This is a genomic window from Halomonas halodenitrificans DSM 735 (assembly GCF_000620045.1).
Taxonomy (GTDB): Bacteria; Pseudomonadota; Gammaproteobacteria; order Pseudomonadales; family Halomonadaceae; genus Halomonas; species Halomonas halodenitrificans.
Window position 1 is genome coordinate 67,921 of record NZ_JHVH01000018.1, and the last position, 25,799, is coordinate 93,719.

27 protein-coding genes and 1 tRNA gene are annotated in these 25,799 nt (G+C 65.0%); 14 read left to right on the forward strand and 14 right to left on the reverse strand.

Translation table 11 applies throughout. From position 1 onward, the window contains the following. Positions 1-72: 72 nt before the first annotated feature. On the forward strand, positions 73-759 hold the full coding sequence (locus Q358_RS0109630) for a 7-cyano-7-deazaguanine/7-aminomethyl-7-deazaguanine transporter (RefSeq protein ID WP_027961841.1): 687 nt from the start codon (positions 73-75) through the stop codon (positions 757-759). A gap of 29 nt (positions 760-788) precedes the next feature. After that, complete coding sequence (locus Q358_RS0109635) at positions 789-1,583, forward strand: alpha/beta fold hydrolase (RefSeq protein ID WP_027961842.1); 795 nt, start codon at positions 789-791, stop codon at positions 1,581-1,583. On the opposite strand, the gene Q358_RS17090 is transcribed toward Q358_RS0109635, so the two are convergent. Continuing rightward, a complete protein-coding gene (locus tag Q358_RS17090; RefSeq protein ID WP_051530289.1) occupies positions 1,580-2,788 on the reverse strand; it encodes an ABC transporter substrate-binding protein in 1,209 nt (402 codons plus the stop codon). The genes Q358_RS0109635 and Q358_RS17090 overlap by 4 nt on opposite strands. A 155-nt stretch (positions 2,789-2,943) precedes the next feature. Here Q358_RS17090 and Q358_RS0109645 point away from each other — a divergent pair, with 155 nt between their 5' ends. From Q358_RS0109645 to Q358_RS0109690, 10 genes are all read left to right on the forward strand, one after another. Beyond that, positions 2,944-4,650, forward strand: coding sequence for a potassium/proton antiporter (locus Q358_RS0109645; protein WP_027961843.1), 1,707 nt, complete (start codon positions 2,944-2,946; stop codon positions 4,648-4,650). Between the two features lie 83 nt (positions 4,651-4,733). Further along, a tRNA-Ser gene (locus Q358_RS0109650) sits at positions 4,734-4,823 on the forward strand. A 151-nt stretch (positions 4,824-4,974) separates the two neighbouring features. Beyond that, on the forward strand, positions 4,975-5,529 hold the full coding sequence (locus Q358_RS0109655; protein WP_027961844.1) for a YaeQ family protein: 555 nt from the start codon (positions 4,975-4,977) through the stop codon (positions 5,527-5,529). 132 nt (positions 5,530-5,661) lie between these two features. After that, entirely contained in the window at positions 5,662-6,126 is a 465-nt protein-coding gene (locus tag Q358_RS17095; protein ID WP_043488030.1) for an NUDIX hydrolase, read from the forward strand. Positions 6,127-6,280: 154 nt separating this feature from the next. Continuing rightward, positions 6,281-6,955, forward strand: a complete 675-nt coding sequence (locus Q358_RS0109665; protein ID WP_027961845.1) for a Bax inhibitor-1/YccA family protein — start codon at positions 6,281-6,283, stop codon at positions 6,953-6,955. A 79-nt stretch (positions 6,956-7,034) separates the two neighbouring features. Continuing rightward, positions 7,035-7,427 carry a sulfurtransferase complex subunit TusD gene (gene tusD / locus Q358_RS0109670; protein ID WP_027961846.1) on the forward strand — a complete coding sequence of 131 codons (393 nt, stop codon included), beginning with the start codon at positions 7,035-7,037 and terminating at the stop codon, positions 7,425-7,427. A gap of 11 nt (positions 7,428-7,438) precedes the next feature. After that, positions 7,439-7,813 (forward strand): sulfurtransferase complex subunit TusC, encoded by a 375-nt coding sequence (gene tusC, locus Q358_RS0109675; RefSeq protein ID WP_027961847.1) that lies wholly within the window; start codon positions 7,439-7,441, stop codon positions 7,811-7,813. An 11-nt stretch (positions 7,814-7,824) separates the two neighbouring features. After that, positions 7,825-8,112, forward strand: a complete 288-nt coding sequence (gene tusB / locus Q358_RS0109680; protein ID WP_027961848.1) for a sulfurtransferase complex subunit TusB — start codon at positions 7,825-7,827, stop codon at positions 8,110-8,112. Continuing rightward, positions 8,112-8,465: a TusE/DsrC/DsvC family sulfur relay protein gene (locus Q358_RS0109685; RefSeq protein WP_027961849.1), complete on the forward strand. Its 354-nt coding sequence runs from the start codon at positions 8,112-8,114 to the stop codon at positions 8,463-8,465. The genes tusB and Q358_RS0109685 overlap by 1 nt, the downstream gene beginning before the upstream one ends. Positions 8,466-8,472: 7 nt before the next feature. Then, the gene (locus Q358_RS0109690) at positions 8,473-9,048 is read left to right on the forward strand and encodes an acyl carrier protein phosphodiesterase (RefSeq protein WP_027961850.1); all 576 of its coding nucleotides are present in this window, start codon (positions 8,473-8,475) and stop codon (positions 9,046-9,048) included. Positions 9,049-9,060: 12 nt separating this feature from the next. On the opposite strand, the gene Q358_RS0109695 is transcribed toward Q358_RS0109690, so the two are convergent. The 11 genes from Q358_RS0109695 to Q358_RS0109745 form a co-directional block, all read right to left on the reverse strand. Beyond that, the gene (locus Q358_RS0109695) at positions 9,061-10,290 is read right to left on the reverse strand and encodes a molybdopterin molybdotransferase MoeA (RefSeq protein ID WP_027961851.1); all 1,230 of its coding nucleotides are present in this window, start codon (positions 10,288-10,290) and stop codon (positions 9,061-9,063) included. 171 nt (positions 10,291-10,461) lie between these two features. Then, positions 10,462-10,983: a molybdenum cofactor biosynthesis protein B gene (gene moaB / locus Q358_RS0109700; protein ID WP_027961852.1), complete on the reverse strand. Its 522-nt coding sequence runs from the start codon at positions 10,981-10,983 to the stop codon at positions 10,462-10,464. Continuing rightward, complete coding sequence (locus tag Q358_RS0109705; protein ID WP_027961853.1) at positions 10,976-11,326, reverse strand: DUF1244 domain-containing protein; 351 nt, start codon at positions 11,324-11,326, stop codon at positions 10,976-10,978. The genes moaB and Q358_RS0109705 overlap by 8 nt, the downstream gene beginning before the upstream one ends. 90 nt (positions 11,327-11,416) lie before the next feature. Further along, complete coding sequence (locus Q358_RS17100; RefSeq protein ID WP_051530290.1) at positions 11,417-12,478, reverse strand: formate dehydrogenase subunit gamma; 1,062 nt, start codon at positions 12,476-12,478, stop codon at positions 11,417-11,419. A 12-nt stretch (positions 12,479-12,490) separates the two neighbouring features. Beyond that, positions 12,491-13,144 (reverse strand): formate dehydrogenase FDH3 subunit beta, encoded by a 654-nt coding sequence (gene fdh3B, locus Q358_RS0109715; RefSeq protein WP_027961854.1) that lies wholly within the window; start codon positions 13,142-13,144, stop codon positions 12,491-12,493. Between the two features lie 10 nt (positions 13,145-13,154). Further along, positions 13,155-16,007, reverse strand: coding sequence for a molybdopterin-dependent oxidoreductase (locus Q358_RS0109720; protein ID WP_027961855.1), 2,853 nt, complete (start codon positions 16,005-16,007; stop codon positions 13,155-13,157). Between the two features lie 24 nt (positions 16,008-16,031). Then, positions 16,032-16,241 (reverse strand): twin-arginine translocation signal domain-containing protein, encoded by a 210-nt coding sequence (locus tag Q358_RS0109725; protein WP_027961856.1) that lies wholly within the window; start codon positions 16,239-16,241, stop codon positions 16,032-16,034. Positions 16,242-16,255: 14 nt separating this feature from the next. Next, positions 16,256-16,888: a TorD/DmsD family molecular chaperone gene (locus tag Q358_RS0109730; RefSeq protein ID WP_043488032.1), complete on the reverse strand. Its 633-nt coding sequence runs from the start codon at positions 16,886-16,888 to the stop codon at positions 16,256-16,258. A gap of 4 nt (positions 16,889-16,892) precedes the next feature. Continuing rightward, positions 16,893-18,614: a 4Fe-4S dicluster domain-containing protein gene (locus Q358_RS0109735; protein ID WP_027961858.1), complete on the reverse strand. Its 1,722-nt coding sequence runs from the start codon at positions 18,612-18,614 to the stop codon at positions 16,893-16,895. 107 nt (positions 18,615-18,721) lie between these two features. Then, the gene (locus tag Q358_RS17955) at positions 18,722-19,447 is read right to left on the reverse strand and encodes a DUF3306 domain-containing protein (protein ID WP_051530291.1); all 726 of its coding nucleotides are present in this window, start codon (positions 19,445-19,447) and stop codon (positions 18,722-18,724) included. After that, complete coding sequence (locus Q358_RS0109745) at positions 19,444-19,875, reverse strand: DUF3305 domain-containing protein (RefSeq protein ID WP_027961859.1); 432 nt, start codon at positions 19,873-19,875, stop codon at positions 19,444-19,446. Before Q358_RS0109745 ends, Q358_RS17955 begins: the two co-directional genes overlap by 4 nt. A gap of 111 nt (positions 19,876-19,986) precedes the next feature. On the opposite strand from Q358_RS0109745, the gene Q358_RS0109750 reads away from it, so the two are divergent. Next, positions 19,987-20,844: a formate dehydrogenase accessory sulfurtransferase FdhD gene (locus Q358_RS0109750; RefSeq protein ID WP_027961860.1), complete on the forward strand. Its 858-nt coding sequence runs from the start codon at positions 19,987-19,989 to the stop codon at positions 20,842-20,844. Here Q358_RS0109750 and Q358_RS0109755 read toward each other — a convergent pair whose 3' ends face one another. Both Q358_RS0109755 and Q358_RS0109760 read right to left on the reverse strand, forming a co-directional pair. Then, positions 20,845-21,480 (reverse strand): helix-turn-helix domain-containing protein, encoded by a 636-nt coding sequence (locus Q358_RS0109755; RefSeq protein ID WP_027961861.1) that lies wholly within the window; start codon positions 21,478-21,480, stop codon positions 20,845-20,847. A gap of 122 nt (positions 21,481-21,602) precedes the next feature. Continuing rightward, positions 21,603-22,544, reverse strand: coding sequence for a histone deacetylase family protein (locus Q358_RS0109760; RefSeq protein ID WP_027961862.1), 942 nt, complete (start codon positions 22,542-22,544; stop codon positions 21,603-21,605). Between the two features lie 115 nt (positions 22,545-22,659). Between Q358_RS0109760 and Q358_RS0109765 the strand changes: the two genes are divergently transcribed. Beyond that, on the forward strand, positions 22,660-25,407 hold the full coding sequence (locus Q358_RS0109765; RefSeq protein ID WP_027961863.1) for a bifunctional acetate--CoA ligase family protein/GNAT family N-acetyltransferase: 2,748 nt from the start codon (positions 22,660-22,662) through the stop codon (positions 25,405-25,407). The last annotated feature ends 392 nt before the right edge of the window (positions 25,408-25,799 follow it).

Here is a 25,799-nt window from a genome sequence, read left to right on the forward strand (position 1 = left end):
GCCGCGTCGCGCCGCCGCTGGCGGCTTTTTGCCTCGAGGGTTCCCTCACCCCTCCCCAAAAAAGGATGCAAGATGTTTGTGCTGTCTGCCCTGCAGTATCGCCGCTGCCTGGCGCTACTCGTTACCTTCCATATCGCCGTGATTGCCGCCAGCAACTATCTGGTACAGCTGCCGTTTACGGTGTTCGGCCTGCATACCACCTGGGGAGCCTTCAGCTTTCCCTTCATCTTCCTGGCTACCGATTTGACCGCGCGTCTGTTCGGCAAGGGACCGGCCCGGGCGATCATCATGCGGGTGATGCTGCCGGCGCTGGTGGTGTCCTATGCCGTGTCGGTGGTCTTTCCACGGGGCAGCTTTGCGGGACTTGCGGCCCTGGCGGACTGGGATCAGTTCGTGGCCCGTATCGCCGTGGCCAGTTTCATGGCCTATGTGCTGGGGCAGCTGCTCGATGTTCATGTCTTCGACCGCCTGCGGCGCCTGCGCGCCTGGTGGGTGGCGCCGGCGATCTCCACGGTGCTGGGCAATCTGGCGGATACCCTGGCATTCTTCTCCATCGCCTTCCATAACAGCCCCGATGCCTTCATGGCGGCCAACTGGCTGGAAATTGCCCTGGTGGACTACGCATTCAAGCTGATGATCAGCTTGCTGTTCTTCCTGCCCCTCTATGGTGTGCTGCTGGCCTGGCTGAGCCGTCGCCTGGTGACCGTTACCGGTGAAGATGATCTGGCCCCCGAAATGGCGCACGCCCGCTATCGTTGACCCTTTCTCCTGGACGAGGAACCTTCCCCATGCCTATCGAGCTCAACACCCTGGACACCGGTGACGGTGGCACGCCGTTGGTGGTGATCCATGGCCTGTTCGGCAGTGCCGATAACTGGCGCTCCCATATCAAGGCCTGGCAGGAAGGCCGCCGGGTCGTGGCGGTGGACCTGCGCAATCATGGCCGTTCCCCGCATATTCAGGGCATGGCCTATGCGGACATGGCCGCCGATGTGCTGGCGCTGCTCGACCGGCTCGCCCTCCCGCGGGTCCACCTGCTGGGGCACTCCATGGGGGGGAAGGTGGCGATCACCCTGGCTCGCCTGGCGCCGGAACGGGTGGCTTCACTGATCATCGGCGATATCGCCCCGGTGGCCTATGGCCATGATCATGACAGTGTCCTGGCGGGGCTGCGTCGCGTGGCCCAGGGACGGCCGGCCAATCGCCGCGAGGCGGACTCACTGCTGGCCGAACACGTGGCGGAAAAACCGGTACGCCTGTTCCTGGCCACGAACCTGGTGCGCGGCGAGAGTGAGGGCGAAGGGCTGAAGCTGCGTCTCGGGCTGGACGAAATCGAGGCAGGCTATGAATCCGTCATGCGGGAGCCGGCAGGCAGCGCTCCCTTTACGGGGCCGACCCTGGTGTTGCGTGGCAATGCCTCCCACTATGTCGCCGACGAGCATCTCCCGGCGCTCTATGAGGTGATGCCGGAGGCTCGACTGGTCACACTGGACGCCGGGCATTGGCTGCATGCCGAGAAGCCGGAGGCGTTTCGTGAGGCCATCGATACCTTTATTGCCGATGTCGAGGCGAACCCTGGCTAGGGGCCCTTGCCGGCCCCATCGGCACCGAGGTCCACCGCCAATTGTTCCAGCGGGCTGATCGATTCGATCAGCCCGTTTTCTTGCAGGTAGGCCTCGAGGCGACGATAGCGTCGACTGTCCAGTGCCGCGGGTTGCACGCTCAGGCGCATCAGGGTCGCATTCCAGGCAGAACGGTTGGTCGAGGTGTCGAGGGTGGGTTCCAGCTGGATCAGGGTCTCCCATGCCGTTTCGGGATGCTCGATCATCCAGAGCGTGGTGTCGCGCAGGATATCGACCAGTTCGATGATCGGTTCCCGAAGCCGGGGAAGCCGATCCCGGTTGGCCACCAGTATCAGCCCGTCATGGATGGGAATGTCGTACTCCTCGACGTTAAGCAGCTGGCTCGAGATGCCCCGATCCGCCAGCTGGCGAGGCAGCGTCAGACGCAGGGGGATCACCAGGCCGTCCAGTGCCTGTTCGGTCATGGCGGTGGCCAGGCCAAAACCGGTCTCGACCAGATGCACTTCTTCCTCGGCGATGCCGTGGGGGGCAATGAGCGCCGGGAGCAGGATGTCACGAGCCTCCTCGGTCGCATAGCCGAGGGTGAGCCCGGCCAGATCCTCCGGGCCGTCGACGCCGAGGGATTCTCGCGTCACCAGGCCGGCCAGGGGAGTGTCCACCAGGGTTGCCACGCGTACCGCCGACTTGCCGTGGTCGACCTGAAGGTGCAGTTGCAGCTGGCGAGTCAGAGCCAGATCCACCAGGTTGGCATCGAGGAGGCGAAGTGGGGCACCGGGGTCCGCCGGTGTGCGAATCTCCAGCTCGAGCCCTTCGCGCCTGGGCAAGCCGTTGCCTGCCGCCAGAAGCAGGGCGGCGTGATGCAGGCTGGGATACCAGTCGAGCATGATGGTCAGGGGTTCAAGGGGCGGAGGTTCCAGGGGCTCGGGTGGTGCATGAATCACGCTGGGAATCACCGGGTCGGGCTCGGCGGCTGTGTTCTCGACGCTGTCCGACGCCGCCTCCGGGGAGGGAGACGGTGGCGACGACTCCTCTGGCAAGGTATCGAAGCTGGGCACCATGACATCGCCATCCAGGGTCAGCGGCTCCGGAGGGAGTTCGAGGCCCTCCTCCGCCTGGAGCATGGCAGGCAGCATCACTTGAAACATCAGCAGGCCGAGGGCGAAGCACATGGATTTCCCGAGGCTGTGGTGGCGATGATTGGGCATTCATGGGCTCCGCAGCGGATGGGGGGTGCTGGCCGGCAGCAAGTGTATCCGTATCGGCGCCGGGCTCGCTAGTTGGCCCGCACGAGGAAGGCCTGTGCTCTCGCGAGGTTACCGAGCCCATGCAATAATAGCCTCTCTGCCATCGAGAGGATGCCATGGACGTTATCAATACCCTGTTTTTCTTCACCGGATTGCTGATTGCCCTGAGCGTGCTGGGCAGTCGACTCTCCACCGCGATCGGTCTCCCCCTTCTCTTGATCTTTCTGGGTCTGGGCATGCTGGCCGGGGAGGAGGGTGTGCTGGGCATCGAGTTTGATAACTATCCCCTGGCATTCATTATCAGCCACCTGGCCCTGGCCATGATCCTGTTGGATGGCGGGCTGCGCACACGACTCAAGACCTTCCGAGTCGCCTTCAAGCCGGCCCTGACCCTGGCGTCTGCCGGGGTTTTTATTACCGGGGGCCTGGTGGGTCTCTTTGCGATGTGGATCTTTGACCTCGGGCTGGTCCAGGGGCTGCTGGTCGGAGCGATCGTGGGGTCTACCGACGCGGCCGCGGTGTTCTCGATGCTCAGCGGCCGGGGGCTGAACCTCAATGAGCGGGTCGGGGCGACGCTGGAAATCGAATCCGGTACCAACGATCCCATGGCCATCTTCCTGACACTGGTGTTGGTGGAGGTCCTGGTGGGCGACATCGGGGGCCCGTTGGAGACCGGCCTGCTCTTGATCGAGCAGTTCGGCCTCGGCCTGGTGATCGGGGTGGGGGCCGGCTGGCTGAGCGGCCGCCTGCTGCGCTGGGTGGACCTGGCCCCGGGGCTCTATTCACTGCTGGCGTTGTCGTTGGGGTTCACCATCTTCGGTTTTACCAGCTTTCTCGGGGGCAGTGGCTTCCTGGCGATCTACCTGGCGGGGCTGATGATCGGCAATCAGAAGGGCCGTCACCTCAACTACATCCTGCCGGTGCACGACGGCCTCGCCTGGTTGAGTCAGATCGGGCTCTTCCTGGTCCTGGGCCTTCTGGTATCACCCAAGGACCTTCTCCATTATGCGCTCCCCGCGACTCTGGTGGGCCTGATGTTGATCTTCGTGGCACGCCCGCTGGCGGTGTTGATCTCGCTGAAGCCCTTCTTCAAGTTTCGCTGGCGCGAACTCGGGTTTATCTCCTGGGTAGGCCTGCGGGGCGCCGTGCCGATCGTGCTGGCAATCTTTCCCGTGATCGGTGGGGTGGAAGGCGCGGAGCTCTATTTCAATGTGGCCTTTGCGGTGGTGCTGCTGTCGCTTCTGCTCCAGGGGGGAACGCTCTCGCTGATGGCGCGCTGGACCCGGGTGCTGATCCCCACCCCGGTCACCCCCAACCATCGTGGCCCCCTGGGGATCCTGCCCGAAAACGATTACGAGATGTTCGTCTACCGCGTCGATAACGAAGACCTCGCCGATGTGCCCATCCGCCTGCTGCGGTTTCCCTCCGGGGCGTTGATCTCGGCGCTCTTCCGCGAGCATGCCATGCTGCACCCCAAGGGCAGCACGCGCCTGCAGCTCAACGATGTGCTATGCGTGATCGGCCGCAGCGAGGACCTGCCGGCCCTCAACCGGCTGTTCAACGGCGAGGCCAAGCTCAAGCAGGAGCGCGCCTTCTTCGGCACCTTCACCTTCGACGCCGAGGCCAGGATGCAGGATATCGCCGATGCCTACGGGCTGACCCTGAGCCCCGGCGAGAAGGAGATGAGCCTCAGCGAGTTCGTGTCGCTACGCGTGGGGGGGCATCCGGTGGTCGGCGATGACGTCGACTGGCACGGCATCCAGTGGGTCGTCAGCGAGATGAATGGCAACCGCGTGACCCGGGTCGGCCTGCGGCTCTACTGATCTGCACCATGCTCTCTAAGGCATTGATCGCAATTGGCTCTTGACCTCGGAGCCAAAGCTGGTAATATTCACCGCCGTAAGCCGGAGGGATGGCAGAGCGGTTGAATGCACCGGTCTTGAAAACCGGCGTAGGTGAGAGCCTACCCAGGGTTCGAATCCCTGTCCCTCCGCCACCTTTTACGAAAAAGCCGCTGAAAACAGCGGTTTTTTTTGTGTCTGTCATTCACCTGTCGGATCCCGGATGGTCGATGCCCGGGTGTCACGAGCGGAACCAGCCGCGATCAATCGCTGCCTGTCATGCCAATTTTCCTTGAGGCCACCCGAATGGCACTGAAAGCCACAATTTTCAAGGCAAGGCTCCAGATTGCCGACATGGATCGCCACTACTACGGCGAGCATGCTCTTACCCTTGCCCGCCATCCGTCGGAGACCGACGAGCGCATGATGTTGCGCGTGCTGGCTTTCGCCCGACATGCCCATGAAGATCTTGCCTTCGGCCGGGGTGTCAGCACCGAGGATGAGCCCGACCTATGGATCCGGAGCCTGACCGGCGAGGTCGAGCTCTGGATTCAGCTGGGGCAGCCGGACGAGCGCGAGATACGCCGCGCCTGCGGCCGCGCTCGGCAGGTGGTGCTGTATACCTACAGCGGTCAGGGCGCCAGCATCTGGTGGGAACAGCTCGGCAGGAAGCTTTCCAGCCTGGGTAACCTCTCCGTCTATGACATCCCTGTGGAGAGCATGGCGGTGCTAGGCCAGTTGGTGGCCCGCGGCATGGAGATCAACATCTCCATCCAGGATGGCGCCATCTGGCTGGCCAATGCCGAGACGGCGGTAGAGGTAGGCATCGAGGTGCGCCAGGAAGCCGGCACGAGTCGGTAGCAACTTACGCCGCCATCGCCCCGGCCACTCGAAGAAGGGGTGGGGCGTCCTATGGCGCCGTGTTCCTTGTTGTCCTTGCGGGAGGGGCCGAGAGTTCGCAGTATGGGGTATTGCCTAGCTTGCGAGACGGTCATGTCGAGTCCCGATGCCTCCCACGCCCCGCCACGCCCGATAGCGGCGGTATCCTGTGCCCTGATCCGGGATGGGCGCATGCTGATGGTCCGCCGGGCCCATGCCCCTAACGCCGGTCGCCTGGCGCTGCCGGGGGGCAAGGTGGAGCCCGGCGAGACGCTACAGGCCGCCGCCGAGCGCGAGCTCCAGGAAGAAACCGGGCTCGTGGCCCGCGCCGGCGAGGTGTTCACGGCCTTCGATGTGTTCGACCATGGGGCCCACGGCCGCCTGGGCGCCCATTACGTCGTGATCGTGCTGCATATGGCCTGGCGGGGCGGGGTAGAGGCCGCGGCAAGCGATGCCACCCAGCTGGTCTGGCTGGATCGGCCCGGGCTCGAGGCCGCCGGCCATGACGTCTGCGCCACCGCCGCGCGAGTCGCCGCGGCGCTTCTCGAGGAGCCCTCACCGGGTGGCAACGCTTCTTGACGGCTCGGCGTTGGCGGGCTTAATGTCGAAGCTCGGCTCCGGTGTGGGAGGCGATCCGCGAGGGCCAAGGTGTCCCCGGCTCTTGCGTGAGGCGCCCGCAGCCGGCATTCTATTTGATTGCCAAGATCAACTGACCACAGGGAGCACAGGATCAATGGCCTATCAAGAGTCACATATGACCCGCCAGCAGGCCCAGGCAGGGGTTGCCAGCACCAACAAGGTACTGCGTAACACCTACGGCTTGCTGGCCATGACGCTGCTCTTCTCCGCAGTGACCGCCGGCGCCGCCGTGGCGATGGGCATCGAGCGTATCAACATTCTGGTGTTCTTCATCGGCGCCTACGGCCTGATGTTTCTGGTTCACAAGACCGCTCACTCGGCCATGGGGCTGCTGACCACCTTCGCCTTCACCGGCTTCATGGGATTCACCCTGGGCCCGATACTCAACGCCTACCTGGCGATGCCTAACGGCGCGGCCCTGGTGATGAACGCCCTGGCGATGACCGGCCTGACGTTTATCGGCCTCTCCGCCGTGGCGCTGATCACCAAGAAGGACTTCAGCTTCCTCGCCAACTTCATGATGGCGGGTGCCATCGTGCTGATGCTGGCCATGGTGGCCGGGATCTTCTTCCAGATTCCCGCGCTGATGCTGATGGTGTCCGCCGGCTTCGTGCTTTTCTCCTCCGCGGCGATCCTCTACCAGACAAGCGAGATCGTTCATCGCGCCGGCGAGACGAACTATATCCTGGCCACCATCACTCTCTATGTGGCCATCTATAACCTCTTCGTGAGCCTGCTCTCCCTGCTGGGTATCATGAGCAGCGACTAAGCCTGTCCAGGCACGCCTACCTTGTCTGGCCCCGCCTCGGCGGGGCCAGATTGTTTCAGGATATCTTCAGGAGCTTCCGGTGCGCTACGCCATCCTTCTGCTCGATGCGCCCTATACCAGCCAGGCGGCCCACTCGGCGCTTCGCTTCACCCGCGCGCTGCTGGCGCGGGGGCATGACGTCGAGGGGGTGTTCTTTTACCATGAGGGCGTGCATAACGCCGCCAGACTCGCCGCGCCGCCCCAGGACGAACCCCATCTGGTGGATGCCTGGGCCGAGCTGGGACGGGAACATGACGTGGCCCTGCAGGTCTGCATTGCCGCCGCCCTGAGGCGAGGCCTGCTCGACGAACAGGAGGCCAGCCGGCACGGCAAGCAGGGGTTCAGCGTCGAGCCCCCGTTCGAGTTGACCGGACTGGGTCAGCTCGTCGACCTGGGCCTGCGCTGCGACCGACTCATCACCTTCGGCCCCTGAGGAGGCTTTTCATGACAGAGGATACGCCGTCGGCAGAGCTGCTGGTGATACTGCGCCATGCGCCCCACGGGTCCAGCTGGCTCAAGGAGGGGCTGGATGTGGCCCTGGTGGCGGCGGCCTTCGACCGTCGGGTGACGCTGCTCTTCATGGGGGAGGGGGTCACGGCGCTCCTCGAGGGCCAGCAGGCCGGCCCCCTGGGGCAGAAGGGCACGGCCGCGACCCTGGAAATGCTCGAGATGTACGACATCGATAGCCTGGTGGTCGAGAAGCGCAGCCTGGACGCGCTGGGCCTGAGCGGCGACCAGTTGATGCTCCCGACCCGGGAGGTGACGGAGGAGGGGATCGCCGCCCTGGTGGCCTCTCACGCCCTGGTACTGAACTTCTGATGAGAGACACCATGTTGCTGCATACCCTGAATCGCCCTCCGTCGTCCCGGGTACTCGACCAGGCACTGGCGGGCATGGGCCCGGAGGACCGGCTGTTGCTCATCGAGGACGGCGTGATCGGCGCCTTGCCGGCGCAGCGGGAACGCTTCGCCGGGGTGGCCGGGCGCCTCTACGCCCTGCACGAGGATCTCGCCGCCCGTGGGCTTCTCACCCGCTGTGATGACGCGGTGCGGGTGGTCGACGTGGAGGGCTTTGTGGCCCTGACCGAAACGTGTGAGCGCACAGTGAGCTGGTACTAATGGCGAGTACAGAAATATACCGTTATCTATTTTCTGCAGACAACAGCATTCCACTCGACCCCGAGGGCTATCTCGTCGACATGTCGGAGTGGTCGCCGGAAGTAGCCGAACGGCTCGCCCAGGAGGAAGGCATCGTCTTGACCGAGGAGCATTGGGAGGTGATCCGGGTGCTGCGAGACTTCTATGCCCGCTTCGAGCAGGCACCGGCCATGCGCCCGCTGGTGAAGGCCGTGGGGCAGGCCCTGGGCGCCGAGAAGGGGCGCTCCCTGCATCTGATGAGGCTCTTCCCGGAAAGCCCCGCCAAGGTCGGCGCTCGCCTGGCCGGGCTGCCCAAGCCCGCCAACTGCCTGTGATCACGTTATGAACTTCCTGGCCCATGCCTGGCTCGCCCGCCGCGGCAACGACGACTTCCTCTATGGCAACCTGATCGCCGACGGCGTGAAGGGCAGGAATCTGGAGGAGTGGCCCGCCGACGTGGCCCGGGGAATTCGCCACCATCGCCACGTGGATGCCTTCGTGGATGGCCATGCGGTGACCCACAGCATCCTGACTCGCTCGCCGGGCTGGGGCAGGCGCTACGCGGGCATCGCCCTGGACCTGGTGTGGGACCACTTCGTGGCCCTCGAACTGATGCAGGCGAGGGCGGAGGGGCCGATCGTATCGCGCACCTATGAGCTGCTGGCCAGGCGCTCGGCGCCGTCACGCCTGGCGCCCATGGTGCCCGTGTTGGTGGAGCAGGACTGGCTGCGCCGCTATGCCGACTTTGCCTTTACCTGCCGCGCCATCGGCGGCATCGGCCAGCGCCTGTCCGGCCCCAATCGGCTGGCGGAACTGGTGCCCTGGCTCGAGGCCGAGTACCCGGTGTTGCGCGAGGACTTCCAGTGCCTCTGGCCCGAGGTCTGCCGGGCACTGGAAGTCGCCTTCGAGGCGGAGTAGGCGACGCGTCGCTCAGGCGTCGCTTCTCAGCCACAGGCAGGTCAGGCGATCCCCCGGGGATATTGCGCTCTCCGGGGGAATCACCGCCAGGGCGTCGGCCTCGATGCACGAGGAGAGCACCGCCGAGTTCTGGTCGGCAAAGGCCTGGGCATGCACGCCCCGCTCGTCGAACCTCAGGGTCACCCGCATATAGTGGGCCCGCGGACCGGTGCGGGTCGTGAAATCGCTGAACGCCGGGATTTCCGTGAGTGTCGCCAGCGCCGGACATGCCAGCATGCTGCCGATCAGGGGCCTCAGGAAGAGCCAGGTGCCCACGAAGCTCGATACCGGGTTGCCGGGCAGCCCCACGAAGCGGGCCACGCCCTCGCCATGGCCCCGGGGGATGCGCCCCAGCGCCAAAGGCTTGCCCGGGCGAATCGCCAGGCGCCAGAGATCCAGTTCGCCCAGGGCCTCGACCGCGGCCTTGACGTGGTCCTCCTCGCCGACGCTGACGCCGCCGGTGGTCACCACGATATCGGCCTGGTCGGCGGCACTGGCGAGCATCTCGCGGGTGACGGCCGGGTCGTCGGGGATCGACGCCGCCATCACGATGGTGGCCCCGAAGCGCTCCAGCAGCCGACGCAGCATGGGGCGGTTGGAGTTGTAGAGCTGTCCGGGGCCGAGGGGGGTGCCGGGGTCGACGATCTCGTCGCCGGTGGAGAGCAGGGCGACCCGGGGCCGACGGCGGACCTCGACCTGGGTCACGCCCTGGCCGGCGAGATGGCCCAGGGCGGCGGCCTCCAGGCGGCGTCCGGCTTCCAGCAGGATGGTGCCGGCCGCCACATCCCGTCCCCGACGACGGATGCTGTCTCCCTGGGTCACGTCGCCCGGGATCGTGGCCGTCTCTCCCGTCGCCTCGACGCGCTCCTGCATCACCACACAATCGGCCCCCGGCGGAATTTCGCCGCCGGTGAAGATGCGCGCGCAGCTGCCGGGCTCCAGGGGCCTGGCCGGATTGCCGGCGGCGATGCGCTGGCTGATCGGCAGGGTCTTGCCCGCATCGCCATGGTTCAGGGCATAGCCATCCATGGCGCTGTTATCGAAGGAGGGCACATCGAGGCGCGCCGTGACGTCATTGGCCAGCACACGGCCGGCCGCCTCGTCACACGCCAGCCACTCGGTATCCAGCACGCCGACGCCCTGCAGCAGGGCCTCCAGCGCCGTGGTAACCGGCTTGAGTTCACTCCTGGCTGTGCTATCCATGCTGGCCTCGCTCGGGAATCACGAGGTTAGCCTGAACGTATAGAGAGTTACATGGTTTATGCGGATTGATGGTCATGTCAGCTATGTCAGTCATGCTGGCCTCGCTCGGGAATCACGAGGTTGGCCTGAACGTATAGAGAGTTACATGGCTTATGTGGGTTGATGGTCATGTCAGTCATGCTGGCCTCGCTCGGGAATCACGAGATTAGCAAAGTTACATGGCTTATGACGGCTATCGAGCTGTTCCGCGAGGATGCCGTCCCAGGCGGTTCGACAGGCCCCGGTGGAGCCGGGCAGGCAGAAGAGCACGGTGGCATTGGCCAGGCCCCCCAGGCAGCGGCTCTGCACGGTGGAACTGCCGATTTCCTGCCAGCTTAGCTGGCGGAAGAGCTCGCCGAAGCCCTCTATGCGCTTGTCGAGGAGCACCGATACCGCCTCCGGCGTGGAGTCGCGGCCGGTGAAGCCCGTTCCGCCGGTGGTCAGCACGACCTGGATCTCGGGGTCGGCAATCCAGGCCGAGACCCGGGCGCGGATCTGGTAGACGTCATCGGGGACGATGCGCTTGTCGGCCAGGCGGTGTCCCGCGGCCTCCAGGCGCTGCACCAGGGCCTGGCCGCTGCGATCGGTCTCCTCGGTCCGGGTATCGGAGACCGTCAGTACGGCGACGGAGAGGGGAATCATCGACTCAGCCATTCTGTGCTGACTCCTCGCCATTCTGCCGGGCCTTGGCCTGCTTGCGCGCGTTGTGCGCCTCGAAAGCGGCCTGCTGCTCCGGGGTCGCCTCTTGCTGGTACTTGGCCTTCCACTCGCCATAGGGCATGCCGTAGACGTACTCCCGGGCCGTGTCGTAGTCGAGCTCGGCGCCGCGCTCTTCGGCGGCTCCCACCAGCCACTTGGACAGGCAGTTGCGGCAGAAGTCGGCGAGGATCATCAGGTCGATGTTCTGCACGTCCTTATGCTCGTCGAGGTGGCGCAGGAGGTGGCGAAACGCGGCGGCTTCGAGTTCGGTGCGGGTCGCTTCGTCGAGATGTTGCATCGGATATCTCCTCTGAGTCGTTTCGGCCCAGAATACCAAAAAGACACCGCCGAAGGGCGGTGTCTTGATTTGCGGGCTTCCGGGTAATCCCTAGGAGTTCTGCGTCGAGGAGCCTCGCGTCGAGTCATCCTGTGGCTCCTGGGAGGGGAGGTGCTCCTCGGGCACGGCATGCTCCTTGACCTCCTCGTACCAGAGGTTGTGGTGCTCCTTCGCCCAGGTTTCGTCGACATAGCCCGTGGTCATGCCCTCGAGGGAGCCCTCGGTTCCCAGGGTCCCGATATAGATATGCCCGAAGGCCACGGCGGTCAGGCCGAGGGCGCCCACGGCATGGAGCAGGTTGGCCCACTGCATGGTGTCCCGGGTCTGCCCGTAGTTGGGGAAGTCGAGTACCAGGCCGCTGGCGATCACCACCAGCCCGGCGGTGGCCAGCAGCCAGTACCAGGCCTTCTCGCCGGCGTTGGCGAACCCCGCATCGGGATGTTCATTGCCCACCATGCCGCCGCCCTTGCGGAACCATTCCAGGTCGTGTTTCTTCGGCAGATTGTGCACCAGCAGCCTGGCCAGCAGCACGATCAGCAGGATGCCGAACAGTGGCCCCAGGTAGTTATGCAGCAGCTTGGAGCCGGACACCATGGCACCCCAGACGCCGGCGCCAAACAGCGGATAGAACACATGCTTGCCGTAGAGCAGGGTGACCCCGGTGAGGGCCAGCAGGATAAACAGGGTGGCGACGCTCCAGTGCAGCGAGCGCTCCAGCGCCTGCCAGCGCAGCAGCTTGTTACCCGTGCGGGGGGCCTCCAGCCGCTTGCGGCCGACGACCAGGTAGAAGATGACGATCATCGCCAGCATGCCGCCCATGACGATCAGGCCATAGGGGGAGACCCAGCGATTACGCCACTGGCGCCAGGTCTCGCCGCTGGCATTGACCAGGTTATAGCGGGAGTCGAAGCGGCTGTCGCGGTAGTTGGCATCCACCTCGCCGCTGCGGACCTGGCGCCAGGTATCGGCATCCAGGGCGGGGACCGCGGTGGCCGCCTCGCCCTGGGGATCCGCCTGGGCGAGGGCGCCCTGGGAGAGCGCCAGGCCCACCGCCAGCCACAGGGCCAGCAGCAGGAATCGCCATAGCGACCGCCAATGAATGGGATGGCTCATGGGATCACCTCCTCAGCCCTGGCGGGCGGCGTCGTAAGCGAGAGAGTCCGCCGCCGAGACATCCGGCTGACCCGCCCCGGTGCGTCGCTGTTCGCGACGCGGGTTGCCGGACCAGCCGCCATCGGGATGGCCGCGGCGCACGACGCGCTGGCGGAAGACATCGGCGATTTCCTGGGCGTCACCGGCCAGCAGGGCCTTGGTGGAACACATTTCGGCACACAGCGGCAGCTTGCCCTCGGCGATGCGGTTGGCGCCGTACTTCTGGTATTCCTCCTCCTTGGTCTCGGCGGGGCCGCCGGCGCAGAAGGTGCACTTGTCCATCTTGCCGCGCTCGCCGAAGGCGTTTTTCTGGGGGAACTGCGGCGCGCCGAAGGGACAGGCGTAGAGGCAGTAGCCACAGCCGATGCAGAGGTCCTTGTCGTGGAGCACGATGCCGTCATCGGTCTTGTGGAAGCAGTCGGTGGGACAGACCGCCATGCAGGGGGCATCGTCGCAGTGCATGCAGGCGACCGAGATCGACACCTCCTCGGGTTCGCCGTCGTTGAGGGTCACGACACGCCGGCGCTGGATGCCCCAGTCGGTCTCGTTGGCGTTCTTGCAGGCGGTGACGCAGCCGTTGCACTCGATGCAGCGCTCCGCGTCACACATGAACTTCATTGTGGCCATGGTAGTCTCCTCAAGCACGCTCGATGCGGCACAGGGTGCACTTGGTTTCTTGCATCTGGGTCACGCTGTCGTATCCGTAGGTGGTGGCGGTATTGGCCGCTTCGCCCAGCACATAGGGGGCCGAACCCTCGGGGTAGCGGTCGTGGAGGTCCTCCCCCTGGAACTTGCCGCCGAAGTGGAAGGGCATGAATACCACCCCGCGGTCGACACGCTTGGTGACCAGGGCCTTGACCTTGACGCGTCCGCCTTCGGCGCCTTCCACCCAGACATCGTCGCCCTCGGCGATGCCCAGGTCGTTGGCCAGCGCCGGGTTGATCTCGACGAACATCTCCTGCTGCAGTTCGGCCAGCCAGGACATGGAACGCGTCTCTTCACCGCCACCCTCGTATTCCACCAGGCGTCCGGAGGTCAGGATGATGGGGTAGTCCTGGGTGACGTCCTTCTCCTGAATGCTGCGGTAGAGCGTCGGCAGGCGGTAATGCGAGGCGACGTCTTCCCAGGTCGGATAGTCCTTCACCAGGTCGCGGCGACTGGTATACAGCGGCTCACGATGCTTGGGAATGGGATCCGGGAAGGTCCAGACGTTGCAGCGCGCCTTGGCGTTGCCGAAGGGGGAGCACTCATGGGCAATGGCCACCCGCTGAATCCCGCCGGACAGGTCGGTCTTCCAGTTCTTGCCTTCCGCCGCGACCTTCTCCTCGGGGGTCAGGTCATCCCACCAGCCGAGATCCTTGAGCATCGTGGCGGTGAACTCCGGATAGCCATCCTCCAGCTCCGAGCCGGCACCGTAGGAGCCATCGGCGAGGATGTTTTCACCGTCGCGCTCGATGCCGAAGCGCGCCCGGAAGGTGAGACCACCCTCGGAGACCTTCTTGCTGGTGTCGTAGAGGATCGGCGTGCCGGGGTGGCCCATCTCGGCGTTGCCCCAGCATGGCCATGGCAGGCCGTAATAGTCGCCGTCGGCGGGGCCGCCTTCGGCCTTGAGGTCACGGAAGCTGAAGGTGTGCCAGTTCTGCTGGTGCTGCTTGAGGCGCTCGGGGCTCTGGCCGGTGTAGCCCACCGTCCACATGCCGGCGTTGAACTCCCGGGTGATGTCCTCGACCAGTGGCTCGGTGCCATTCACCTGGATGTTCTTGAAGAGTTCCTCGGCGAAGCCCAGCTTGCGCGACAGCAGATACATGATCTCGTGGTCGGGCTTGGATTCGAACAGCGGCTCGATGACCCGGTCGCGCCACTGGAGCGAGCGGTTGGTGGCGGTGACGCTGCCGGTGGTCTCGAACTGGGAGCAGGCCGGCAGCAGGTAGACGCCGTCCTGGCGGCCGTGCATGACCCCGGCCACGGTGGGATAGGGGTCGACGATGACCATCATTTCCAGCTGCTGCATGGCCTTCTGCATCTCGGGGCCACGGGTCTGGGAGTTGACCGCATGGCCCCAGTAGAACATCGCCTTGAGCTGGGTACGCTGGGTGATGTTCTCGTCATCCTCCAGCACGCCGTCGACCCAGCGCGACACCGTGATGCCGTTGGTGTGCATGGGCCGGCCATCGGCGTATTCGGTCTGGTCGAAGCGGCCCTTGAGCCACTCGTAGTCGAGGCCCCAGACCTGGGCCCAGTGCTTCCAGGCCCCCTCGCTGAGCCCGTAGTAGCCCGGCAGCGAATGGGACATCAGGCCCAGGTCCGTGGCGCCCTGGACGTTGTCGTGGCCGCGGAAGATATTGGCGCCGCCGCCGGACTTGCCGATATTGCCCAGGGCCAGTTCGAGGATGCAGTAGGCGCGAGTGTTGTTGTTGCCGGTGGTGTGCTGGGTGCCGCCCATGCACCAGACGATGCAGCCCGGGCGATTCTCGGCCAGGCGCCGCGCGGTGTCATACATCTGCGCTTCGGGCACGCCGGTGATGCGCTCCACCTCGTCGGGGGTGAAGTTGGCGACTTCCTCGCGCACCTCATCGAGGGCATAGACACGCTGGTCGATATATTCGCGATCCTCCCAGCCGTTGGCGAAGATATGCCACAGGAGCCCCCAGATGAAGGCCACGTCGGAGCCGGGGCGGATGCGGACATAGCTGTCTGCCTTGGCCGCGGTGCGCGTGAAGCGCGGGTCCACGACGATGATCTCGGCGTGACTGCGCTCCTTGGCCAGCAGGATATGCTGCATGGCGATCGGGTGCGCCTCGCTGGGGTTGGAGCCGATAAACATGATCGACTTGCTGTTCTGGAGATCATTGAGCGAGTTGGTCATCGCCCCGTAGCCCCAGGTGTTGGCGACCCCGGCCACCGTGGTGGAGTGGCAGATGCGTGCCTGGTGGTCGGTGTTGTTGGTGCCCGCCAGGGCGGCAAACTTGCGCAGCAGATAGGCCTGTTCATTGTTGAACTTGGCCGAGCCCAGCCAGTAGACGCTGTCGGGGCCGTGCTCGTCGGTCAGCTGGGCGACCTTGTCACCGATCTCCTCGATGGCCTCTTCCCAGCTCAGGCGTTGCCACTCCCCGCCCACCAGCTTCATGGGGTACTTGAGGCGCCGGCTGGAGTGGCCGTGCTGGCGAAGAGACGCGCCCTTCGCACAATGGGCACCCCGGTTGATCGGGTGGTCGAAGGCCGGCTCCTGCCGGGTCCAGACGCCTTCCTGCACTTCGGCGTAGACGCCGCAGCCCACCGAGCAGTGGGAGCAGATGGTGCGCCGGGTTTCCACCGGCGCATCGGAGACCGCGGTCTTCTCGGCGGCCTCGGCGCGACGCATCATCGGGCTGCCCATCACGCCGGCGGCGGCCAGGCCGCCGGTGGTCGCACCGCTCCGCTTGAGGAACTGGCGACGGGATATGCCCAGGCCCTGGGGCCGTTGGGATGGTGTCTTACGAGTCAGGCGCATGACATCTCTCCTCGCTGACGGCCGTCAATCACGCAGGGTGGCGTAGTAGGCCCGGATATGGGGGGTTTCATGATACTGGGTGTCGGGCTTTTCGGGGCTGGCCGGTTGGGCCGCGCCAGCATCGGCCTGGGCCAGGGCGATATGGCCCACGGCGGCCGCCGACCCCGCCGCGGCGGTGCCCGCCCCCAGGACCTTCAGGAAGCGCCGGCGCTCCGGGTTGCTTGTCTTGCGCATGATTTCTTCTCCTCTCACGATTCAATAACCCTGACCGGTGAACGCTCGGCCTCTGCGGCCAGCAGGTCATGCTCCTCGGCGATGAATGCCTTGCCCAGCTCTCCTGTACGAGCATAGAAGTCCGTCTCGACCCCGGCCAGGTCACCCAGGCAGCGCTCGGCCCAGGGGGCGAGGTGTGCCATGAAGAAGGGACCGGCCTGCGCCGAGCGGTCTTCGATCAGCATCGCCATGACCTCGAGCAGTGCCGCCAGATGGTCTTCGGGGTCGTGGCTGCCCTCGCGGCGTGTGAATCCCAGGCGGCGCAGGTCTTGACGCAGCGCCACCAGGGGCTGGTCCATCAGCTCGCCATGGCGATACCAGGAGGCGTAGGGGGTGATCTCGCCCTGAATGACCCCCACGAAATGCCGGAAGTAGGCCCGTTCGAGCTCGTGGGGGCTGGCGTCGCCGGCGGCCCGGGATACGCCGTTCAGGGCCGCGATGACCGGGTCCTGATCGGCCTGGCCATCGAGCCGATGGTCGGCGAGCCAGGCCAGCAGGTCCTCGTCGGCGGGTTCGCGCAGCAGTCGCGCCAGCAGGCGGTAGAGGTCGACGCGCGGTTCCTCCTGCTCCTCGATGGCCGATGCCGCCCCATCCGTTTCGTGATTCATGGTGTCAGACCTTCAATTGGGATTCGGGGTCGCGAGCCATGTCCCGCCAGACATCCCTGACCCGGCAGTCCTCGCACATCTCGAGGCGCGCGGCGGCCTCGCCGGAAAAGTAAGGATGCTCGGCCAGTTTCGCCTTGATGGTGGCGATGGTGGCCGCCGAGGCGAAGGGCTTGTCGCAGCGAATGCAGCAAAAGGGGGCCTCCTCGTGGCGAACCTGACGCTGGGTACGGCCGGGGTCGGCCAGGAAGCCGGGCACCAGGCGAATGGCGTCTTCCGGGCAGGCCTCGACGCACAGGCCGCACTGGACGCAGTCGGCCTCGCGGTAGCTGAGCATCGGGGTGTCATCGCCGGTGGCCAGGGCCGGGGTGGGGCAGTTACTGACACAGGCGAAACACAGCGTGCAGGCCTCGGGGTCCACCTCCAGGCCGCCATAGGGAGCGCCGTGGGGCAGGGCGTGGCGTTGGCCGCTGGCGGTGCCCTGGTCCGTCAGGTGCGCCAGCACCGCCTCGAAGCGTCCCCGCTTGCCCTCGCCGGCAAGCACCAGTGGCTCGCCGGCGAGGGGCAGGCGCTCGGGCAGGACATCGCGAGCGGCGGCGTCGCCGCGTTGAATGCGGCGAAGGCGTTCGGGGTCATGGCCCAATGCCGTCAGGATGACTCGCGCCTGGTCGAGCTGGTCGTCGATAAAGGCGGCGAGGGTGGGCGGCAGTTCGGGATGCACCTGGATGCGCACCTCGGCGGCCCCCGCGGCCAGGGCGGTGAGCCACTGGTCGTGGCCGGCGTTGCCCAGTTCTTCCAGGGGCACGTCGAGCAGGTGCCCGGCCGGGGCCTCGGCCTCGTCTTCCAGGTCGGCGGCCTCGACGAAGCGCATCACCGGCGTGGTGCCGCCGGCCTGACGATAGGCGTCGAGGCGGGCGCGGATGGCCTCCTGCTGACGCGCCGGCTCGGGCAGGCGAAACTGGATGGCGCCGGTCGGGCAGGCGCTGGAACAGCTCCCCACGCCCTGACAGAGATAGGGGTCGATCTCGATGCGTGACTCGATGCGTCCCTTGTGGCTGGAGACGGCATCGGCGGGGCAGACCTCGAGGCAGCGGGTACAGCCGACGTTGCCGGAGGCGGAGTGGGCACAGAGGTCCGTGTTGATCTGGAAGTAGCGGGGCTTGTCGAATTCGCCGACCAGTTCGGCAAACTCGCTCAGCTCGGCGTCCCGGCGGGGCGCATCCGGTGATAGATGGCGATAGCCCGGGGGCGGCAGCTCGAGCGCCAGTACCGGGCGGCGCCCCAGGTCGAGAATCAGGTCGGCATGCCGGCGACCCAGCAGCGCCAGCGTCAGGTCGAGGGAGGCGTCGCCGCCGTCGAGGCGGACACCGAACTGCCCCAGATAGCCCTGGATGCGCAGTTGCCGGCGCTGTGTGGGTGAGAGTGTCCGGCAGGGGAGCCGCTGGGTGCTCTCGAGCAGCGCCTCGAGCCGGGCGTCGTCCAGGCCGGCGTCGCCGGTAGTTGGCTCGGTGATCAGCAGCGCGATGGCGCTGAGTCCGCGTTCCTGGAGATACGCCGCCGCCTGACGGATGCTCGTCTCCTCGCCGAGGAGCAGGGCATAGCCGGCACTCTCGTAGGTCACGCTGGCGGGGGCCAGGTTGACCGGCCAGGAAACGCGCTGTCTCGCCGCCTCGCGGGCGCTGCGGTTCGCCGCATCGTCCACGGTGACGGCGTTGATGGATGATGTCATGCAGCCTCACGGTCACGGTGTCATGATGATTGTTGTTGTTTTTTTCAGAGTCTTGATTTTTTAAGGTCAGGGTTTCCAGGACCCTGCCTAATCTAGCTTAACCCAGTTTAGCCTATCGTGTTGTCGTCGCCGATCGGCGCTTCGTCTAACGCCTTGTCTGCGGCGGTCTTCTTGTCCGTGGTGGTCTTGGCTGTGGCGAACTCCGGTGGGGTGGCCTCTTCACTGTCGCTTTCTTCGGTTTCTCTGCTTCCTCCACCTTTTCCGCTCTCTCCTCTTTCTTCAGTTTCTTCGGCCTTATTGTCACGCTGATGCGGGGCTTCGTCGGACCCCGCGGCGTCGGCGAGCGCCTCGTCGCCCGGAGCGGGTGGCTCCGGTGTGGTCGCCGCTTCGTCGGGGCGTGTCCAGCGGCGCAGGCGCTCGGCGATATCCCGGGACAGCGGCTTGAGTATTTCGCGGTAGTTCTCGTCGTAGTCGTCGAGGCCGTCGCGGATGCCGTAGTCGCCGGTCGACCAGAGGCGGCGCAGGGCGCGTCGACGCAGCTGTTGGCTGACGCCTTGCTTGAGATAGGCGGAGAAATCGGCCTCGGCCGGCAGCGCATCGGGGTCGGGTAGGGTGTGATCGAGGCTGCCGGGGGCGGCCGGCTCTTCATGGTGGGCCTCCACCGGCTCTTCATGAATGAGCGCTTTATCGAGGGGCTTTTTATCGAAAGATTCTTTATCGAAAGGCCCTTTATCGAGAGTCTCCTTGTCGAAGGCCTCCACCGGCTCTCTTTCCGGTGCCGATTCGACGTCCTCGCCCAGCTTGCGACGGGACCAGCGATCAAGGCGACTCATGGATTCATCTCCCGGGCGCGTCCGGCCCCCTTGCGTTTCTTCTTGCGGCCTTCCTCCGGGGCCTCGCCGTGGCGAGACAGATAGGCCTCGAGCCAGGCCTGGACCGCCAGGGGCATGGCCGCCTCCAGTACCTGCTGCTCACCATCCATCCAGCTGGCGGCGACATCCTGACTGGCGGTGATCGCCGAGGGGTGGGGGGACTCGCCGGCGTCGCCACAGCGCACGAAGAGCCTCGGCGTCGCGGATGTCAGGTTGAAGCGGTAGGCGGCGCGCTCGGTCATGGTCAGCTGCAGGGTCAGCGTCCAGGGACCGGCGTCTCCCGGGGTCAGCTCGCGGATGAAGTAGCGCCGCGAGATAAACCCCTTGATACGAGTCGTCTGTTCGCCAAGCGCAAGGCTCAGGGTGCGATGATTGGAGAAGGCTGTCATGGGAAACTCTCGAATATGAGGCTGACTGGAGACAGTAGGACAGTAAAGACTTTCCGTGTCGAGAATGCCATCATGCTCGATCCATACCATTCTGCCGGGAGCCCGTCACGGATGCCACCGATAAGCCTTAGCCGCGCTCGTCTGCCAGCCACCCTGGAGGTCGAGATCCTCGACGAGTATGGCGATCATCACCAACAGGCCATCGCCGCCGAGCGCCCGCTGACCCTCTACCTCAACCGGCGCGAGATCGTCACCCTGATGACCCTGGGGGCGGATCCCGAGGCGCTGGTGGTGGGGTATCTGCGCAATCAGGGCCTGATCGAGCGCCGCGAGGATCTGGAGGCGGTACACGTCGACTGGGAGGTGGAGTCCGCCGCGGTGGTGACGCGCCACCTGCCCGAGGATCTCGACGAACGCCTGGGTCACCGCACCATCACCACCGGGTGCGGCCAGGGGACGGTATTCGGCCGTCTCCTGGATAGTGTGCCCCTGCAGCCTCTCCCGGACACGCCGGTTCGTCAGTCGGTGCTCTATGAGCTGCTCGAGAATCTGGGGGCCTACAACGAGACCTATCGCAGTGCCGGGGCGGTGCATGGCTGCGCGTTGTGCCGACAGGCCGAGGTGCTCGACTTCGTCGAGGATGTGGGGCGCCACAATGCGGTGGATACGCTGGCCGGGCATCAGTGGCTCGAGGGCGATGAGACACACGGCGACGGCGCGGATATTTTCTATACCACCGGCCGACTGACGTCGGAGATGGTGATCAAGGTGGCCCAGATGGGCATCGGGGTGCTGGTGTCGCGCTCCGGGGTGACCCAGAAGGGGGTGGAGCTCGCCGAGCGCTTCGGCGTCATGCTGGTGGCCCGGGCCAAGGGGCGGCATTTCCAGGCGATCCATGCCGAAGGGCGCCTCGAGCTCGACGCCATTCCCGCAAGGCGCCCCGGTGACAGGCGGCGCTCGAAGGCCTGATTATACGGTGGCTTCGCCCCGGGTACAGACCGATAGCACCATGGCATCGTCGGCGCTGGTCGACACCAGCGCATGCCCCATGGCGCTGTCGAAATAGATGCTGTCGCCGCTCTCCAGGCGTAGCGGTTCATAGAACTCGGTGTACAGCAGGATCTCCCCCGCCAGTATCATCAAGAATTCCTCGCCGTCGTGGCGCACCCACTCGTTGAAGTCTTCGAAGCGGCGGGCCCGCACGATGGTCTTGAAAGGGATCATGCGCTTCTGGGCCAGCTCGCAGCTGAGCAGCTCATGCTCATAGGTCGGGGTTGGGTGCTGTTCCCCCTGGTCGCGTCGGGTCAGGTCCCGGCGACCCGTCGCCCGCACCTGCTGGCGAGGCGGCGAAAGGAGCTGAGGAAGATCGATACCCAGGCCGGCGATGAGTTTCTGAACGGCGGTAAACGTGGGCGAGAGCTGATCATTCTCGATTTTCGACAGGGTGGAGCGAGCCAGCCCGGTGCGGAGGCTGACGTCTTCCAGGGTCCACTGGTTGGAAAGCCGTATCTCGCGCAGCCTGTCACCCAACCTCAGGGGCTCGACAAAGGGCTTGCGTCCGGAGGCGATGCGCAGGGCGGCATCCTGGTCGGTGGTATCGGGCATGGTCGCATGTTCACTATAGGAAACAGATTTTCCCAAGCTTACCACAGCGTCACCGGGTGTCGGCTATCCAGGCCCTTTGGTGACAGCCCTTCGCTGACGGGCCTTCGGTGATGGCCCGGCATTCAGACACCGTCGCCGAAGGGCAGCCCCAGCAGGGCCTTGAGGTGGGCATCGGTGCAGCGCCCCAGGGATTCCAGGTGATAGCCGCCCTCGAGCACCGACACCAGACGGCCGTCGGCATAGAGCTCGGCGATCTCCAGTGCCATGTGCGTGATCCAGTGGAAGTCTTCATCCTCGAGGCACAGCTCGGCCATTTCGTCTTCACGGTGGGCGTCGAAGCCGGACGAGAGCAGTACCAGTTCGGGCTTGAAACGATGCAGGGCGGGCAGCCAATCATCCTCGATGGCCTGGCGGAAGACCGCGCTGTCGGTGCCGGCCGAGAGCGGGGTGTTGACCACGTTCTGCCATTCGCTACGCAGATAGCGCCAGGGGTAGAAGGGAAACTGGAAGCTGGTGCATATCAGTACCTCGGGATCATCCTTGAAGATGTCGATGGTGCCATTGCATTGATGGACATCGAAGTCGAGGATGGCGACGCGCCGCACACCGTACTTCTCGCGGGCGTAGGCGGCTCCTACCGCGACATTGTTATAGAAGCAGAACCCCATGGCATCGGTGGCTTCGGCGTGGTGGCCGGGGGGACGCACCGCGCAGAAGACGTTATCGGACTGTCCCCGAAATACCTGATCGACGCCACGGATTACCGCACCGGCGGCGACGCGTGCCGCGTTGATACTCTCGGGGTTCATCATGGTGTCACTGTCCAGGGTGACGATGCCCTCTTCCGGCACACACTTGTCCAGGGCGCGCAGATGACGCACGGGATGAACCAGCGAGACCTCTTCCTCGGAGGCAGGGCGCGCCTCGGTCTGCATGGTCTGCTGGAGGGTGCCGGACAGGGACAGGCGGGCCCGAATCGCGTCGAGTCGCAGGGGGCTTTCCGGATGCTCCGGGCCCATGTGATGAAGGTGACAGTCGGGGTGGGTGATATAACCGGTTATCATGAGGCTCTCCGTGCTGACTAGGATCACTTTACTTGGATTAAGCCCTTGCCAGACAGTGTCAATAGGTCGTACACAGTAGGCAGCCATTTATGCCTCGACAGTCGGGAGATCGTCCTTGAGTACCCGTTTCCTCCGCCATTTCTTCGAACCCGGCACCATTGCCGTCATCGGTGCCTCGGAAAAGCCGGACTCCCTGGGAGGGATTGTGATCCGCAATCTGCTCGAAGGGGAATATCCCGGCACCATCTGGGCAGTCAACCCCAAGGGCTACAGCAGCGTGCACGGCCAACCCGCCGTTTCCCGGGTTTCCCAGCTGCCCGAAGTGCCCGACCTGGCGGTGATCTGCTCCCCGGTCGAGACGGTGCCCGGTAGAATCTCCAGGCTGGGCAGTTTCGGCTGCCGGGCTGCCCTGGTGCTTTCCGGTGGCTCACACCTCGATGAGAAGCGTGACGGCAAGGCCTCGATCCGCAGCCGCATGCTGGACGCCGCCCGGGCCTCGGGCATTCGCGTTCTGGGGCCCGAATGCATGGGGCTGATCGTTCCCGGCCGACGACTCAACGTCTCCTATGCCAACCGTGCCATCAAGCGGGGCAAGGTGGCCTATCTCGGGCAATCAGGCATGCTGGGCACGGCGATGATCGACTGGGCGGCGGGTCGCGGCGTGGGCTTTTCGCATCTGATTACCCTGGGCGACAGCGTCGACGTGCTGCTTCCCGACCTTCTCGATTACATCAATCAGTATTCGCCGAGCCAGGCGATCCTGCTGCACCTCGAGAAGGTGATGGATGCTCAGCACTTCATGACCGCGCTGCGTGACGCTTCGCGTAACCGCCTGGTGTTGGCCATCAAGAGCGGGCGCACGCGTCAGTCCGACCTCACCGGACTGCCACCGACCCCGGGGGTCGCCAATCGTGATCAGATCTTCGATGCCGCCTTTTCCCGCGCCGGCGTGGTGCGCGTTCATGATTCCGACGAGCTGTTCGATGCATTGATGACGCTCTCACGGATGAAGCCTCTGCGTGGCGATCGACTGGCCGTTGTCTCCAACGGCCTGGGGCCGGCGATGCTGGCCATCGACAAGCTGATCAATGCCGGCGGCAGGCTGACAGATTTCACCGAAGAGACCCGCCATGCCCTGCGCAGTGGCGGCCTGGATATCAGCAAGCCCGGCGAGAATCCCGTTGACCTGGGCGGTAACGCCACCCCGGAGATGATGATAAATGCCCTGGAGATGGTGACAGCGGATCCCAACGTCGATGCGGTACTGGTGGTACATGCGCCTACGCGTCTGGCGCCTTCCAAGGTGACCGCCGAGGCCCTGGTGGCCAATCGCAAGCGTTTCCGGCGCAACCTGTTGACCAGCTTCATGGGGCTTGAGGAGGCCCTCTCCGCGCGCCACGAGTGCAATCTGGCCGGCATCCCGACCTATGTCTCGCCCGAACAGGCGGTGAAGGCCTTCATGCATATGGTGAGGTATCAGCGGGTACAGGCCCTGCTGCAGGAGACGCCCCCCAGTCTGCCATTCTCCACGACACGCGAGATTCGGGCGCATTGTCGGGAGCTTATCGAGTCGGTCAAGGCCGAGGGGCGTGAGACCCTGACTCACTCGGAGGCGGCGCAAGTGCTGGAGGCCTATGGTATTCCCGTGGCCAAGAGCCGCTATGTATCGACGGCGGAGGAGGGCGCTGCTGCGGCGCAGGCATTCCAGGGCAGCATGGCGCTGAAGGTCATTCATGAGGGAAACTGCCGGCCGTTTCGCTATCGCAAGCATCCCCACCGGCTCTCGGCCGGCCTGCTCCAGGATTTGAAAACGCCGGAACAGGTCGCCGAAGGCGTCGAGCTGCTCGGAGACAAGGTCGCCGAGAACTACCCGACCTTTCGGGTGCGGGAGTATTGCCTGCAGCCGATGCAGCGCGGCAAGCACTCCATGCAGGTCTGTGCCGGCATCACCCGGGACCCGGTATTCGGACCCGTGATCGTGTTCGGGATCGGCGGTTACAAGGTCAATATCCTGGCCGACCGCCAGGTTACCCTGCCGCCGCTCAACATGCGCCTGGCCGAGAACACGGTGGAACATACCCATGTGGCCCGCTTGATTCACGAGCACTCGAGTGATCCGCAACGCGATATCGACCGGCTGTGTCAGTTGCTGGTCAAGCTCTCCCAGATGGCCAGTGACCTTCTCGAACTAAACGGCCTGGAGATCAACCCGCTGGTTCTCAACCGCGACGGTATGGTGGCGGTAGACTTCGCCATGGATCTGGGGCGGCCGGCCCGCTTCGCGATCATGCCCTACCCGGAGGAGCTGAGAGAATGGACCACCCTCAAGAATGGCTGGGACGTCGAGGTGCGGCCGATTCGCGCCGAGGATGCCCCGCTGATCACCCGCTTCCACAGTCGGCTTTCCGAAGAAAGCATTCGTTTCCGCTACTTCCATAACAAGGCGGACCTGACCCAGCGCGACCTGTCGCGACTCTCGCATATCAACTATGACCGACAGATGGCCTTTATCGCCGAACACCTGCTGGAAGATGGCCGCAAGGAGATGCTGGGGGTGGTCCGGGTATGGAACGACCCGGATAATATCCGCACCGAGTTCTCGGTCATCATTCGCGATGACCTGCAAGGCCTGGGCATCGGCAGCTTGCTGATGAACAAGATGATCAACTACTGCAAGAGCGTCGGTACCCTGGAGATGATCGGCAAGATCATGGTCGACAACCATCCGATGCGCGCGCTGATGAAGCACCTGGGCTTCAAGCAGCGCTACAACATGGAGGAGCAGGTCGTCGATGCCGTGCTAGCCCTCAACGAGCCCGAGAGCGACTGGCAACGCCACCGCCTGGAAAGTCTCCCGGACTAGGAGGAGGCCATGATGGGGTCAGACCCCCGAGGGTAGTGGGGTCAGACCCCCGAGGGTAGTGGGGTCAGACCCCCGAGGGTAGTGGGGTCAGACCCCGGGGGTTGGGGGTCTGACCCTGAGGCCTCCCCACGAATAGAATAAGAAAATCAGTACATTAGGATTGAAAAAAGTCTGCATGGGCAGGCATGTTGTTAATCGCCAAACAAACAATATGCCGAGGAGCCCATGCAGACGCCCCAATTCTTGCACAGGATTCTGACGACTTCAGCCACCCTGTTGCACTCAGCCCGCTTCAATGCCCTCGCAACATGTGTCGAGGCCTTATTATCGGGGCAACGCCTGTCCCTGACCGCGGTCGGACGACGGCTCCCGCGTCGGATTCAGCCCAAGCA